The sequence below is a fragment of the Mesorhizobium sp. genome (assembly GCF_024509055.1).
Taxonomy (GTDB): domain Bacteria; phylum Pseudomonadota; class Alphaproteobacteria; order Rhizobiales; family Rhizobiaceae; genus Mesorhizobium.
In genome coordinates this window covers 1-13,705 of record NZ_JANINM010000462.1, presented here as the reverse complement: position 1 = coordinate 13,705, position 13,705 = coordinate 1, and the positions used below count along the sequence as shown (strand labels likewise).

The 13,705-nt window shown below is 64.9% G+C and carries 11 protein-coding genes; 7 read left to right on the top strand and 4 right to left on the bottom strand.

Annotated features, from left to right (window positions below; translation table 11 throughout):
• Together Q0L57_RS26695 and Q0L57_RS26690 are read left to right on the top strand one after the other, a co-directional pair.
• Nucleotides 1–1,541 (top strand): heavy metal translocating P-type ATPase (locus Q0L57_RS26695; RefSeq protein WP_296746075.1); only part of this gene is annotated, 1,541 nt, incomplete at its 5' end.
• 132 nt (nucleotides 1,542–1,673) lie between these two features.
• Nucleotides 1,674–2,327 carry an outer membrane protein gene (locus Q0L57_RS26690; RefSeq protein WP_296746074.1) on the top strand — a complete coding sequence of 218 codons (654 nt, stop codon included), beginning with the start codon at nucleotides 1,674–1,676 and terminating at the stop codon, nucleotides 2,325–2,327.
• A 2-nt stretch (nucleotides 2,328–2,329) separates the two neighbouring features.
• Here the strand turns inward: Q0L57_RS26690 and Q0L57_RS26685 are convergent, their stop codons facing one another.
• On the bottom strand, nucleotides 2,330–3,025 hold the full coding sequence (locus Q0L57_RS26685) for a GNAT family protein (RefSeq protein ID WP_296746073.1): 696 nt from the start codon (nucleotides 3,023–3,025) through the stop codon (nucleotides 2,330–2,332).
• 144 nt (nucleotides 3,026–3,169) lie between these two features.
• Here Q0L57_RS26685 and Q0L57_RS26680 point away from each other — a divergent pair, with 144 nt between their 5' ends.
• From Q0L57_RS26680 to Q0L57_RS26670, 3 genes are read left to right on the top strand one after another with little or no spacing between them, the layout of a single operon-like run.
• Nucleotides 3,170–4,225 (top strand): chemotaxis protein CheB, encoded by a 1,056-nt coding sequence (locus tag Q0L57_RS26680; RefSeq protein ID WP_296746072.1) that lies wholly within the window; start codon nucleotides 3,170–3,172, stop codon nucleotides 4,223–4,225.
• Nucleotides 4,179–7,772 (top strand): CheR family methyltransferase, encoded by a 3,594-nt coding sequence (locus Q0L57_RS26675; RefSeq protein ID WP_296746071.1) that lies wholly within the window; start codon nucleotides 4,179–4,181, stop codon nucleotides 7,770–7,772. Before Q0L57_RS26680 ends, Q0L57_RS26675 begins: the two co-directional genes overlap by 47 nt.
• Before the next feature lie 35 nt (nucleotides 7,773–7,807).
• Complete coding sequence (locus Q0L57_RS26670; RefSeq protein WP_296746070.1) at nucleotides 7,808–8,143, top strand: response regulator; 336 nt, start codon at nucleotides 7,808–7,810, stop codon at nucleotides 8,141–8,143.
• Nucleotides 8,144–8,191: 48 nt separating this feature from the next.
• Here Q0L57_RS26670 and Q0L57_RS26665 read toward each other — a convergent pair whose 3' ends face one another.
• Nucleotides 8,192–8,653 carry a cupin domain-containing protein gene (locus tag Q0L57_RS26665; protein WP_296746069.1) on the bottom strand — a complete coding sequence of 154 codons (462 nt, stop codon included), beginning with the start codon at nucleotides 8,651–8,653 and terminating at the stop codon, nucleotides 8,192–8,194.
• Between the two features lie 128 nt (nucleotides 8,654–8,781).
• On the opposite strand from Q0L57_RS26665, the gene Q0L57_RS26660 reads away from it, so the two are divergent.
• Nucleotides 8,782–10,326 (top strand): winged helix-turn-helix domain-containing protein, encoded by a 1,545-nt coding sequence (locus Q0L57_RS26660; protein WP_296746068.1) that lies wholly within the window; start codon nucleotides 8,782–8,784, stop codon nucleotides 10,324–10,326.
• Between the two features lie 32 nt (nucleotides 10,327–10,358).
• Here the strand turns inward: Q0L57_RS26660 and Q0L57_RS26655 are convergent, their stop codons facing one another.
• Both Q0L57_RS26655 and Q0L57_RS26650 read right to left on the bottom strand, forming a co-directional pair.
• A complete protein-coding gene (locus Q0L57_RS26655; RefSeq protein WP_296746067.1) occupies nucleotides 10,359–11,441 on the bottom strand; it encodes an AraC family transcriptional regulator in 1,083 nt (360 codons plus the stop codon).
• A gap of 22 nt (nucleotides 11,442–11,463) precedes the next feature.
• Nucleotides 11,464–12,414: an AraC family transcriptional regulator gene (locus Q0L57_RS26650; RefSeq protein ID WP_296746066.1), complete on the bottom strand. Its 951-nt coding sequence runs from the start codon at nucleotides 12,412–12,414 to the stop codon at nucleotides 11,464–11,466.
• Nucleotides 12,415–12,926: 512 nt separating this feature from the next.
• Between Q0L57_RS26650 and Q0L57_RS26645 the strand changes: the two genes are divergently transcribed.
• Entirely contained in the window at nucleotides 12,927–13,694 is a 768-nt protein-coding gene (locus tag Q0L57_RS26645) for an AraC family transcriptional regulator (RefSeq protein WP_296746065.1), read from the top strand.
• Nucleotides 13,695–13,705: the final 11 nt, after the last annotated feature.

Below are 13,705 nucleotides of genomic sequence, written 5' to 3'. Positions count from 1 at the left end.
TCGCCACCCTCGTGCCGAAGACCGCCTTCGTCGAGCGCAACGGCGCGGTCGAGGAGGTGCCAGCCGAAAGCCTGTCCGTCGGCACCGTCATCCTCGTCCGTCCCGGCGACAGGATCGCCGCCGACGGCGAGATCGTCGCGGGCGAGAGCGCCATCGACGAGGCTCCCGTCACCGGCGAAAGCGTGCCGGTGCGCAAGAAGGCGGGCGACGCCGTGTTCGCCGGCACCATCAACGCCGACGCCGTGCTGCGCGTAAAGGTCACCGCGGCCGCCGCCGACAACACCATCGCGCGCGTCGTCAAGCTGGTCGAGGAGGCGCAGGAGAGCAAGGCGCCGACCGAGCGCTTCATCGACCGGTTCTCGAAGGTCTACACGCCCGCCGTACTGGTGCTCGGCGCGCTGGTGGCGGTGCTGCCGCCGCTGGTCATGGGCGCCAGCTGGAGCGAATGGGTCTACAAGGGTCTCGCCATCCTGTTGATCGGCTGCCCCTGCGCGCTGGTCATCTCGACGCCCGCTGCAATCGCCGCAGCGCTTTCGGCCGGCGCGCGGCGCGGCCTGCTGATCAAGGGCGGCGCGGTGCTGGAAGCGCTGGGCTCGATCAATGCCATGGCGCTGGACAAGACCGGCACGCTGACCGAAGGCAAGCCGAAGGTCACCGACATCGTTGCCATCGGGCGCGCCGAGGCGGAAGTGCTGTCTTTTGCCGCGTCGCTCGAGACCGGCTCCAGCCATCCGCTGGCGCTCGCCATCCTCGACCGGGCGAAGGCCGACAAGGCGCCGGTGCCGCCGGCATCTGAGGCCTTCGCGGTCGGCGGCAAGGGCGTCGCCGGCAAGGTCGGCGGCAGGGAGGTCTTCCTCGGATCTCCGGCGGCCGTCGGCGAGCGCGTCGCGCTCGACGCCGAGCAGCTGGCGCGCATCGCCGCCTTCAACGACGAGGGCAAGTCGGTCTCGGTGCTGCTCGTCGCCGGCGAGGCGGCCGGCATCATCGCCATGCGCGATGAGCCGCGCGCCGACGCTCTGTCCGGACTGGCGGCGCTACGGGATGCCGGCGTCGAGCCACTGATGCTGACCGGCGACAACAAGCGCACGGCGGAGGCCATCGCAAAGGGTCTCGGTCTGCCGGTGCGCGCCGAAATGCTGCCGCAGGACAAGCAGCGCGTGGTACGCGACCTGCGCGCTTCCGGCAAGAAGGTCGCCAAGGTCGGCGACGGCATCAACGACGCGCCGGCGCTGGCCGCCGCCGATGTCGGCATCGCCATGGGCGGCGGCACCGACGTCGCGCTGGAAACGGCGGACGCTGCGATCCTGCACGGCCGCGTCGGCGACCTCGCCGCCATGATCGAGCTGTCGCGCCGGGCGCTGAGCAATATCCACCAGAACATCACCGTCGCGCTCGGGCTGAAGGCGGTGTTCCTGGTCACCACGATCGTCGGCATCACGGGCCTGTGGCCGGCGATCCTGGCCGACACCGGCGCGACGGTGCTGGTCACCGCCAACGCCATGCGCCTGCTCGGCTGGCAGCCGCGCGCAGTGCGCGGGTGACGATCCACGACGGGGCGGGCGCGATTGCGCCCGGCCTTGCGGCGGTAGTTCATGTATTTCCGATAGTGGCCGTTTTGCTACAGCTTTTCAACGACATGCACCTTACCCTTGCCGTGGGGTAAGGGCCGATTCATGTTGAAAATTCTATACGCATCCGCAGCTCTCGCTGGCCTGGTCGCGCCTGCATGTGCGGACAACACCAACTGGCAGGGCTTCTATGCCGGCACGGAACTGGGCGCCGGGTTTTCGACGCCGGGGTTCAGCGGCGACCCGCTGACCAGCGGGTCGCAATTCAATGACAACGCCTTTATCGGCGGCATCTATCTCGGCCACGACTGGCAATCGGGCAACTTCGTCTACGGTGGCGTCGCAAACCTGGATTTCCTGGGCTTTCACGACCAGACGGTCTCGGACCCGCTTGTCGGCGGCAAGACCGATACTTACAAATACGATCTGGATTGGGTCGCGTCGGCCCGCGCCAGGGCGGGCTACCTGGCTTCGGACCAATTCCTGCTCTATGGCACCGCCGGCGTTGCCGTCACTCGTATCGAAGCCTCTTCTTCGTACAATGGGTTTTTTGGGGGCACAGACACTGTTCGAAAGACCCGCTTTGGCGGCGCTTTCGGCGCCGGCGCCGAATACGCATTCGCCCCGCACTGGTCGTTCAAGACCGAGTACATCCAGTATCTCTTCGAGGACGTCCATGTCGGAGGAGGCCCAACCAATCCGGTATCCTTCAAACCGTCATTCGGAACGTTGAATTTCGGCATCGCCTATCGGTTCTAGATCTACGAGTCCCGGAGACGGCCGAAAGACTTGGCCGTGTCGCGCACGAAATTGCGCGGCAAGCCAGGTCCTTCGAAGACCGGCAGCTTCGATACCGCCTTCACGCGTTGCTTGAACTCGGCCAGCGTCAACGCGAAGATCAGTTGATCCAGCCTCTCGCCTGTCCTGGCGTCCAGCCTGTGCGACAGCAGTTCGGCCTCCTGCCGCAGCATGCCGAACCGGCACGCGGCAACGGCGGCGCGGTTGCGAGCCAGCGGCTCGAAAGTCAGCTTCTCGAGCTTGCGTTCCATGAACAGGTGCCAGACGGCGAGTTCGATCGCCTCGAACGAGACCTGCAGCCTTCGCTGGCCTTGCTCCCCGATGATCAGATGCAGCGATCCCAGACGGTGCCTCGGATCGATCTCGACCACGATCAGGCCTATGGGTTTGTTGTCCAGCGTGCGGATCGCGAGCAGGTTGCGCCTGAAATTGTCGAAACTGGCGACGTAGGACCGAAAGGCATCGAGACCGAGGAAGCCCTGCATGTTCAAGCCGGCCGAGACGGCGGGGTCGGCGAGCCAGCCGGCGCTGTGCTGGTCGACTTCGCCGGGCCTGAACGTACGAATTCGGCAGGTCTCGCCCGAGCGATCGACGAGAACAGCCTTGGGGGCCGTTGTTGGCGGTACTGGGCGTAGACCTGGTTGGGGCATCTTCGGCATGGCGATCCCGTAACATGCCGCTTCATGCCGTCCAACCGCTTCCGCGACCTTAGCTGCGGAACCTTTAAGTCGGTCCGGATGTTGTTCCTTCAATGCTGCCGCGCGCATGGGCGCGCGGGCATCGTTTCGGATTGGCTAGAGCCAATGCTCAACCGCAAGATCGCGGAACGCAACCGTTACATTATCGCGATAGGTGCGTCGGCCGGCGGGATCGAGCCCTTGAAGCAGATCGTGAGCAACCTGCCTGCCGACTTGCCGGCCGCCGTGTTCGTGGTGGTGCATGTCGGCCAGGTCAGCTACCTGGGGGAAATCCTCGACCGCGCGGCGGCGTTGAAGACCTCTGTGGCCGAGAACGGCGTCGCGTTCAAGACCGGCAACATCTATGTGGCGCCGCCCGGCTTCCATCTTCTGCTGCATGACGACCATATGATGCTGAGGCGCGGCCCGCGCGAGAACCTTGCCCGGCCGGCCATCGATCCGCTGTTCCGCTCCGCGGCGCTGAGCTATGGCGCCAGCGTCATCGGTGTGCTGCTTTCGGGCTCCCTTTCCGACGGCACGGCCGGCCTCAGGGCCATCAAGGCCGTCGGCGGTCTGGCCGTGGTCCAGCACCCCAACGACACGCTGGTGCCAGCCATGGTGGAAAGCGCGCTGCACTATGTCGAGGTCGACCATTGCCTGCCGGCCGCGAAAATTGGCGCTTTGCTGGGCAGGCTGGCGGCCGAGCCGGCCGGGGAAACCCTTCCCGCTCCCCCCTCTGTCAGGCTGGAGGCGGCGGTGGCCGCGCAGGAGCATTCGACTATGAAGAAGGAAGATCGACTCGGCGAACTGTCGGTGTTCACATGCCCGGAATGCCACGGGCCGCTTTGGGAGATCGAAGACGGTGACATGCTTCGTTATCGGTGCCATACCGGGCACGCCTTCACGGGCGACGCGGTGATGGAAGCGCAGGCGGTCGAGGCGGACGAAATCCTGTGGAGCCTGCTGCGCTCGCATCAGCAGCGTGCGGAGTTTGCCCGGCGCATGGCCGAGCGGGAAAGAACGAGGGATCGCTCCGCCCTGGCCAGCGAGTATGGCCGGCGGGCGAAGGACTATGAAGCGGATGCCGCCGTCATCGAGCGCATCCTCGAAAGCAGGCGGGTGCAGGTAACGGACGATGGCTCAGTCAGCGCGCAAGGCAACGGCGAGGAAGACACGAACTAGCGCGCGCGACGGCGAAAGAGAGCCCGCGCCTTTCCCGATAGTCGGCATAGGCGCCTCGGCGGGCGGCATCGGCGCGCTGCAGAAATTCTTTCCCGAAGTTCCGGCCGACAGCGGCTTTGCATACGTCGTGATCCAGCATCTCGACGCCGAGCACGAAAGCGTGCTCGCCAGCATCATCCAGCGCTGCACCGAGATCGAAACGCAGATGGCGTTGGAGGGCATGCCGGTCGAGCCCGACAACATCTATGTGGTGCCGCCCGGCGTCTCGGTGACCGTCGAGCAGCACCGCTTCCACGTTGCCAAGATGGCGACCACGCGCGCCAAGCGCACGCCGATCGACGATTTCTTCACCTCGCTGGCGCAGGAGCAGATGGACAATGCCGCCGGCGTGATCCTGTCCGGCACGGGCAGCGACGGCACCATCGGGCTGCGCGCGATCAAGGAACGCGGCGGGCTGACGCTGGCGCAGGAAAGCGCCGAGTATGACGGCATGATGCGCAGCGCCGTGCAGAGCGGCCTCGTCGACATGGTGCTTCCGGCCGAGGAGATGGCGGGCAAGCTGATCGGCTATTTCAGCCACGCCAACCGCACGGAAAGCGAACGCGACCGCCGCAAGCGCGACGTCGCCGAGCAATTGTCGCGAATCGCGGCGCTGCTGCGCGTGCGCACCGGCCATGATTTCAGCGGCTACAAGGACAACACCATCCTGCGGCGCATCCAGCGCCGCATGCAGGTGCTGCAGATCGACGATCCGACCGCCTTCTACGAGCGGCTGCGCGACGAGCCGCAGCAGGTGGACCTTCTGTTCCAGGACCTGCTCATCGGTGTCACCAGCTTCTTTCGCGACGAGCACGCTTTCGACGTTCTCGAGCGCATGGTCATTCCCCGGCTGTTCGAGGACCGCAAGCCGGACGAGACGATCAGGGTCTGGGTGCCGGGCTGCGCCACCGGCGAGGAAGCCTATTCGATCGCCATGCTGCTCAAGGAGAGCGCGCCGCGGGGCGCTGCCTCGCCTAACCTGCAGATATTCGCCACCGATATCGACGAGCGGGCGCTCGAAGTGGCGCGCGCCGGCCGCTACCCGGCGACGATCGCTACCGACATAACGCCCAAGCGGCTGAAGGAATTCTTCTCGCGCGAGGACGGGACCTACCGCGTCTCGGCCGACCTGCGCGAGGTCTGCCTGTTCTCCGCGCACAATCTGTTGCGGGATCCGCCCTTTTCCAAGCTCGACCTGATCGCCTGCCGCAACCTCCTGATCTATATGGGGCCGGAACTGCAGGAAAAGATCGTTCCGATCTTCCACTACGCGCTGCGCAACAACGGCTATCTTTTCCTCGGTTCATCCGAGAACGTCACCCGGCATGTGCGCCTGTTCTCCACCGTCGACAAGGCGAGCCGCATCTTCCAGAAGCGCGGCGGCGTGGCGGTGCAGCGCCTGCCGGAATTCCCGCTCGCCGCCGCGACGAGACAGACGGCGCCGCATGCGCGCCCGCGGGCGCCGAACGGAACCCTGCAGGATGTCGCTGAGCGTCTGCTGGTCGAGCGCTACGCGCCGGCTTATGTCGTGATCAACGCGGCCGGCGAACTGATGCACAGCTCGGTCGGCACCGGCAAATATCTGGAACTCGCTGCAGGTGCGCCCGACCACAACGTCTTTTCCATGGCCCGGCGCGGGCTGCGCATGGATCTCAGGGCCGCGCTCCACAAGGCGGTCAGTACCGGCCAGGTGTCGATCCAGAATAAGATCAACATCGGCACCAATGGCGGCCGCCAGACGATCAGCCTGGCCGTGCAGCCCTTGCCGGCGGACGGCTCGGCCGACCCGCTCTACATGCTGGTGTTCCGCGATGTCGGCGGCCTCAAGCCGGATTCGGAAGACGAGCCGGTCCACACCACCGATGACGTCGAAAGCGCCAATGTCAGCCAGCTCGAAAAGGAACTGAGGGAAACCAAGGAACGGCTGCAGATCACCACCGAGGAGTTGGAGTCCTCCAACGAGGAGCTGAAATCCTCCAACGAGGAACTCTCCTCCATCAATGAGGAGCTGCAATCGTCCAACGAGGAGCTGGAGACCTCGAAGGAGGAGCTGCAGTCGATCAACGAGGAGCTGCAAACCGTCAACGCCGAGCTCAACATCCGCGTGGACGAGCTCAGCCGCGCCAACAACGACATGGCGAACCTGCTCGAAAGCACGCAGATCGCCACCGTGTTCCTCGACCGCGACCTTTGCATCAAGAGCTTCACGCCCACGGCGCGCGACCTGTTCAGGCTGGTCGAAAGCGATGTCGGCCGGCCGCTGGCGCATGTGCGCCCGCGCTTTCCCGCCGACGGGCTGCAGGCCGACATGGAGCAGGTGCTGCAGCGGCTGGGCACGATCGAGCGGCAGGTCGAAGGCACGGACAACGGCCGCCGCTACATCATGCGCGTGCTACCTTACCGGACCGTCGACAATGTCATTGCCGGCGTGGTCGTCACCTTCGTCGACGTCACCCAGATCGCGCGGGCCGAGGAGAAGATCGGCGCTCTCTCGCACGATCTGCGCAATCGCGTCGAAAGCCTGGAGACGCTTCTCGACCTGGTGCCTGTCGGTATCTTCATCGCCGAGGACGGTGGCGGCGTCGAGATCCGCGCCAACCGCCGCGCGGTCGAGCTCGCCGGGCGGCGCGCCACCGACGACAAGCTGACCATAGTGCCGGCGGCCCTGCCGCTCGTGCTCAACGGCGCGGCGGTGGCCTCGGACGACCAGCCGCTGCTCAAGGCGATGCGCACCGGCAAGGCCATACCCGGCTTCGAGGCGCGGATCGTTCGCGAGGACGGTTCCTGCATCGACGTGATGATGTCCGCCAATCCGCTGTTCGACGAGTATGGCAAGGTGCGCGGCGCGATCGCGGCGCTGGTCGACATTTCGCGCCACAAGGAAGCGGAGCGCAGCCAGCAGCGGCTGCTGCACGAATTGCAGCATCGCGTGAAGAACATCCTCGCCACCATCACGGCACTGACGTCGCGCATGGTGCGCTCGTCGAGCTCGATGAGCGATTTCTCCACCTCCTTCCAGGAGCGCTTGCAGGCGATGGCGCGGACCCACGAGGTGCTGTCGTCCTACAATTGGGGCGACGCCGAGCTCGAGCGGCTGCTGCTGGCAACGCTTTCGCCTTACGACAGCAAGGAACGCCAGAACATCGCCATAAAGGGCCAGCCGATACACCTCAATGCGAGCGCGGCGGCGACGCTCGGCATGGTCTTCTTTGAGCTCGCCAGCAATGCCGCCAAATATGGCGCGCTTTCCGTGGACGGCGGCCAGGTGCGGATTTCCTGGGATACTGAAGAACCGGGCATGCTTTCGATCCATTGGAAGGAAGTCGGTGGGCCGGCGGTCAAGGAGCCGCCGAAACGAAATTTTGGAACCACCTTCATCCAGCAGAGTTTGGAATATGAATTGGGCGGCAAGGTCGATTTGAGCTTCAGGCCCGCCGGGCTTGAATGCGTGCTGGAAATTCCGTTGCTCCGCACCGAGGCCGAGTATCTGCCGCCCGCGAAGGAATGAGCAAGAACGCGCCTTTGTCCGGTCTTCGTATCCTGGTGGTCGAGGACGTCTTTCTGGTGGCGTGCGATCTCGCCGATCAGTTGACGGCCGCGGGATGTGAGGTTGTCGGCCCGGTTCCTTCCGTCGAACAGGCGTTCCAGCGGATGGACGGCCTTGTGCTCGACGGGGCGCTGCTCGACGTGAACCTTCGCGGCGAGCGAAGCTTTCCAATTGCCGAACACTTCGCGACCGAAGGCATCCCTTTCATCTTCCTGACCGGCTATGACAGCGTCACGGTGTTTCCCGAGCGGTTCCGGGAATCGCCCAGGCTGCTGAAGCCGGTAGACGCCGGGGTGCTTACCGAGGCCGTCGCGAATTTTCGTCGAACCTGAGAGGTCTTCGCAGCCGGCGGGATGGCGAAGGTCTGGCCGTTGCGGCTTCTAGGCGCCGGTCGTCAGGGTGGAGAGTTGATCGGTGTCGTAACGGTTGCGCAGTTCGGCTAGCGCCTGCGGGTCCGGAGAGCCCTTTGCAGCCAGTCTGGCAAGCTCCTCGAAATAGTGTTCGTGTCCGGGCGGGGAGACGGTCATCAGCACGCGGGCGGGGTTTGCGCCGACATTGGTTATGTTGTGCGGCACGCCCGGCGGAATGAACAGGAACGTGCCCGGAGTCGCGCGGATCGTCTTGCCGCCGACGTGCCAGACACATTCGCCGTCAAGCACATAGAAGGTCTCCTCCTGAGCGCGGTGAACATGCAGCCCGGTGGCGAAGCCGGCCGGTATCGTCCAGTCGAACATACTGGTGTGTTTCGTATCCTGGTCGGTGACGAGAAACACCATCGGATGGCCACGCAGCATGACCCCCTTGTTCTCGTCGGGCATTCGGACGACAGGCGCGGCACTCATCTGATCCTCCATTGGCGCGGTGCTTTCTCCGGCAGACACCGGCACAGAATGCCCGTGCGGAGCCGGCCAGTCGTGAAGGCGTTGCGAAATGATTGCGAAAAGATCGCAAAACGGTATCTGCTTGGGTCATGGCAAAAAGCCTCGCCTTTGGCCCATTTCGCATCGACGGCGGAGCCGGGATACTGTTCCGGGGCGACGAGCCGACGCCGCTCGGCCAGCGGGCCGTTGCCTTGCTCGCGCTGCTTGCGGAGCGCACGGGCAGGGTGGTTTCGAAGCAGGCGCTGATCGAGGCGGCGTGGCCCGGACAAGCGGTCGAGGACAGCAACCTGACGGTGCAGATCGCGGCGGTCAGGCGCATGCTCGAGGACATGGCCGGCGGCGGATGCTGGATCGAGACGCTGCCGCGGCACGGCTATCGCTATGTCGGGCCCGAGGTCGCGATCGACGGCCTCGATCCGGGGGCGGACCAGGCAATTCTCACATTGCCCGGCAAGCCTTCGATCGCCGTCTTGCCGTTCTCGAACCTCAGCGGCGATCCCGAACAGGACTACTTCGCCGACGGAATAGTCGACGACATCATCACCGGCCTGGCGCGCATCAACTGGCTCTTCGTCATCGCCCGCAACTCGTCCTTCACCTACAAGGGGCGCGCGGTGGACGTGAAGCAGGTGGGCCGGGAGCTCTGCGTCCGCTATGTGCTGGAAGGCAGCGTGCGCAGGGCGGGCGACAATGTCCGCGTGACCGGCCAGATGATCGACACGGCGACCGGCGCTCACGTCTGGGCCGAACGGTTCGACCGCGCGTCCGCCGATATCTTCGCGCTGCAGGACGAGATCGCGCAGGCGGCTGTCGGCGCGATCCCGCCGAGCCTGAGGCGCGCCGAGATCGAAAGGGTGAGGCGCAAGCGACCCGACAGCCTCGATGCCTATGATCTCGTGCTGCGAGCCCAACAGGACGTCGATTCCGGCATGCCCGGGCGAGTTACGCAGGCGCTCGCGCTGCTCGAACGCGCCATCGAGCTCGATCCGACCTATGCGCTCGCGCATGGCAACGCCGCCATGTGCCACCATTGCCTTTTCCTTCGCGCCGGCTGGCGGGAGGCCGATCGTGCCGCTTCGATACGTTATGCCCGCCTGGCAATGCTCCACGGACAGGACGATGCGGCCGCGCTGACCCTTGCGGGGTTTTCGATCGGCATGGACGGACATGACCGCAAGGCCGCCTTCACCGCCCTGGAGGCCGCGCTCGCCCTCAGCCCGTCATCGGCCTTGACCTACATCCTGGGCAGCGTCGTCCTCGGCTGGGGCGGAGAAGCAGAGGCGGCCATCGAGTGGAGCGAGCGGGGGATGCGGCTCAGCCCGTTCGATTCATGGGCTTTCGCCGCATTCGATGCGCAGGCGATGAGCCATTTGCTGCGCGGGCGTTACGATGATGCCTGTCGCGCCGCGTACCGGTCCGTTCAGGCCAATCCGGCGCACAGCATCACTTACGTGCAACTGGCCGCCGCGCTGGCCAAGCTTGGCCGCATGGAAGAGGCGAGGGCGGCCGCGATGCGGGTCCGTGAGCTGCATCCGACGTTTCGCTACACCCGGCAGTTCGCGGCCGTGAACTGTGCACCGGCGCTCGCGCAGTGCCTTGGCGACGCGCTGCACGCGGCCGGTCTGCCGCGCTAGCGACCATCGAACTCGCGGCCTGCCTGCCTCGCCTAATCCGCCATTCCGCCCGTTTCCTGCCTCCACAGGCCGGGCGTCTGGCCGACTATGCCGCGAAACACGCGCGTCAGGTGGCTTTGGTCGACGAAGCCGCAGGCGAGGGCCACTTCGGAAATGCCGAGCCTGCTTTGGCTGAGCAGTGTCTTTGCCTTGCGAATGCGTTCGTTCATCAGCCACTTGTAGGGCGGCATGCCCATCGTCTGGCGAAAGGCGCGGGCGAAATAGCTGACCGACAGGCCGCAGGCATCGGCGATGTCGGCAATGGCAACGTCGCCGGCGAGATTGGCCAGCATCATGTCGCGGGCCCGCTGCAACTGCCATGGCGCCAGGCCGCCGACGATCTTGGCGGGCCCGCGACCGGGGGCGTAGGTCCTGACGATATGGGCATGGAAGGCCAGCGCCACCTGGTCGGCGAACAACTGGTCGTTCGATCCGTAATGGACGGCCTTCGCCTCCAGGGCGCGGCTCAGGCCGTAGAGGATCGGGTCGTGCACGCCACCCAACACCGTGCGCAGGTCGGCGGGCGGTCGCTCGCCGAAATCGTATGCGAGGTCGTGCAAGGTGCGCCGCGAGATTTGCAGGCGCAGAACATCCACGGGTTTGTGGATATGCGCGATCGGAGACGCCTCCATGTCCAGAAGCACCACGTCGCCGGGGTTGACTTCGGGATAGTTGACGTGGCGACCGTCGATCCAACCCTCCATCCGGCTTATCGACGACAGATAGACGATCACCGCGAAGGCCGGTTCGGGGCCCACGGAGCGGGTCAGGCATGGCCCGATCTGGAGGCGGCTGATCGCGATCGGATCCTTCGAGACGGTCCTGGAGAAGAACGCCTGCTGGACCGGGGCCTGGTAGCGAAACGATTGGTACGACTTGAAAACCTCCAGATCCATGTCCTGGCGCGCCGGAACAGAAGCATCGTCCGAGGCGTCGAATGGTCCGCTGGCATCCGCATCGCCGCGTCCCGCCGCGACTTCGCCTGCGCGAAACATCCCGCGCACAAACCGCTGACGCAGCCGCGCGTGCTCCAGCGACAGGTCTTCCATGTTGAACGAGCGCGGATCGATTGCCATGGCACGCCTATCGCGGCGGAGTTCAGGGCATCGCCGCGGCCTGGGCCGCGGGCCGCCAGTCGCCGAGGCGCAAACGCCGCCACCGGGCCGGGCTCTGTCCTTCAAGCTGCGAGAACACGCGCGTGAAATGGCTCTGGTCGGTGAATCCGCAAGCGGCCGCGATCTCCACCGCCGGCGTCTCCATGTTGAGAAGCAGGTCCTTCGCCTGTCTGATGCGCTCATTCATCAGCCATTTGTGGGCAGGCATTTTGGCGGTGCGGCTGAACGCCCGGGCAAAGTAGTTCACGGAGAGCTGGCAGGCCTCCGCGAGTTCCGCCAGTGTAACGCCTTGCGCAACCCTTGCCGACATCAGCTCGGTGGCGCGCCGGTACTGCCAGGGCGCCAATCCTCCCCGCAGCGGATTGATGGCGCGCAGTTGCCCATAGGTCTGGGCAGTGTGCAGGCTGAAGGCCAGCGCCAGATGGTCGAGGAACAGGGCGTCTTCGCCGTCGGACATCTGCGTCTTGTTGAGCACGGCGTCGCCGAGCCCGGAGAGCACGGGATCGGCGCCGCCCAATGCGGGGCGCAGCGACCCGATCGGCGGCTGGCCGAAATCGTCGGCGAGATCGTCCAGGCTGCGCTGCGAGATATGCACCCGCAGGCTTTGCATGGAATCCCGGATCAGCACCCGTGGGAAGGTGCTGAGGTCGAAGATGCAGATCTCGCCGGGTTTCAGCGCCCCCAGGATTTGCCTGCGCCCCTCCATTCGCGCTTCGAGCCTCGGCAGGGGGGCCAGGACGATATGGATCGAAAAGGCGGACTCGGGTTCCGGCTTGATCGACCACAAGCCCGACGGTTCGGGGACAGTGATATGCGTGAAGACCGTCGGGTCTTTCGAGATGCCCCTGGCGAAACAGCTTTTGGTGGATTGCGCCCTGAACCGGCGCTGCATGAGGGCGTCATACTTGTCGATTTGCGAGCCGGCCTCATTCATCGATCTTCACCGTCCGGGCTGGTTTGCGATCCGCACAACGCCTTGTTCGCGACCGACGTCACGCCGGCGGCCAGGTCCGAGAAGGATAATTCCGCGTCAAAGACGCTCTATCCATTTCTTGCTGTGATCTAGGCAGAACTTGCGCAGTTGGCCCGCGATGCAATGCGAAGGTTTGCCGGCTTGCGACGAACTCAGGGTCGGCCGTTCCAATTCGATGACCAAGCCCACACTCCGGTGCAACCAAAGGGCGCCTATGCCACAATCGTGAAGGGAAGCCTAGCGGCGCGTATTTCCAAAGGCGATACAGATAGATAACTTCCATTAGCCGGCAGTCACATTTCGGCGCGACGCCATCTCGTCTTTCGCGTGAACTTTGAGGGTGAACTATGAATCGCCTCAGTCAGGCAGGCCTTAAATATCCCACCTCCACGCTCATCAACGCCCTGGATGAGGCTTACAGTCCGAACATGTCGGCTGACTTCCGGCGGCATAACAGCTGCGAGGGGCCTGGAATGAAAGGCGCCAATCTCGAGGTGGCGATAACGATCGACGGGTGCGACGACGGTCTGGTCACCTGCAAGATCGATGGAAAATTCCAGCCCGCCCGCCCAAGCCGGGGCACGATCTGGCTCGTTCCGGCAGGGCGCCAGGCTGAGGAAATCAGCGTTTCATCGCCCGAGCTGAAAGTGCTCCACCTGTTCCTGCCGCATTCCACATTTGCCCATCTGAGCAACGAATACTCCTTGCCTCACTATCCCGGCCAGGAACTGCGTTATTCGTCCGTCGTAAGCGATGGGGTCATCGAGCAGATCGGCATGTCCGTCCTGTCGGAAATCATACGCCCCAGCTCCGCAAGGCGCATGATGATCGAGACCTCCTCGATGTTTCTGGCGGCAAGGCTGCTGCAGACCTACGCGGAAACGGAAGTTGCGGCGCGGAGCTCCTCCAGACAGGGGCTCGATCCGGTCCGGCTCAAGCGCGTTCTCGGCTTCATCGAGGATCATCGGTTTGAAGATATCACAGTGGCCGATCTCGCCGACGTGGCGTGCCTGAGCATATTCCACTTCACCCGGGCATTCGCCGCAGCCATGGGTCTGCCGCCGCACTCCTATGTCAGCGAGCGGCGGCTTGAGGCGGCCAAGGCGCTGATAGCCGGCGGTCGTGCGTCGCTGACCGAGATCGCCCTGAGCTGCCAGTTTTCGTCGCAATCGAGCTTCACGCGCGCATTCAGGCGCAAGATGGGCATGACCCCGACCGAGTATCGACGGCTATTCCGGTAGCCGGCGAATTT

Coding starts and splice junctions, on each gene's coding strand:
- Q0L57_RS26655 (WP_296746067.1), bottom strand. CDS start 11,441: ATGGCAATCGATCCGCGCTCGTTCAACATGGAAGACCTGTCGCTGGAG.
- Q0L57_RS26685 (WP_296746073.1), bottom strand. CDS start 3,025: ATGCCGAAGATGCCCCAACCAGGTCTACGCCCAGTACCGCCAACAACG.
- Q0L57_RS26660 (WP_296746068.1), top strand. CDS start 8,782: ATGGCAAAAAGCCTCGCCTTTGGCCCATTTCGCATCGACGGCGGAGCC.
- Q0L57_RS26690 (WP_296746074.1), top strand. CDS start 1,674: ATGTTGAAAATTCTATACGCATCCGCAGCTCTCGCTGGCCTGGTCGCG.
- Q0L57_RS26680 (WP_296746072.1), top strand. CDS start 3,170: ATGCTCAACCGCAAGATCGCGGAACGCAACCGTTACATTATCGCGATA.
- Q0L57_RS26665 (WP_296746069.1), bottom strand. CDS start 8,653: ATGAGTGCCGCGCCTGTCGTCCGAATGCCCGACGAGAACAAGGGGGTC.
- Q0L57_RS26675 (WP_296746071.1), top strand. CDS start 4,179: ATGGCTCAGTCAGCGCGCAAGGCAACGGCGAGGAAGACACGAACTAGC.
- Q0L57_RS26650 (WP_296746066.1), bottom strand. CDS start 12,414: ATGAATGAGGCCGGCTCGCAAATCGACAAGTATGACGCCCTCATGCAG.
- Q0L57_RS26645 (WP_296746065.1), top strand. CDS start 12,927: ATGAAAGGCGCCAATCTCGAGGTGGCGATAACGATCGACGGGTGCGAC.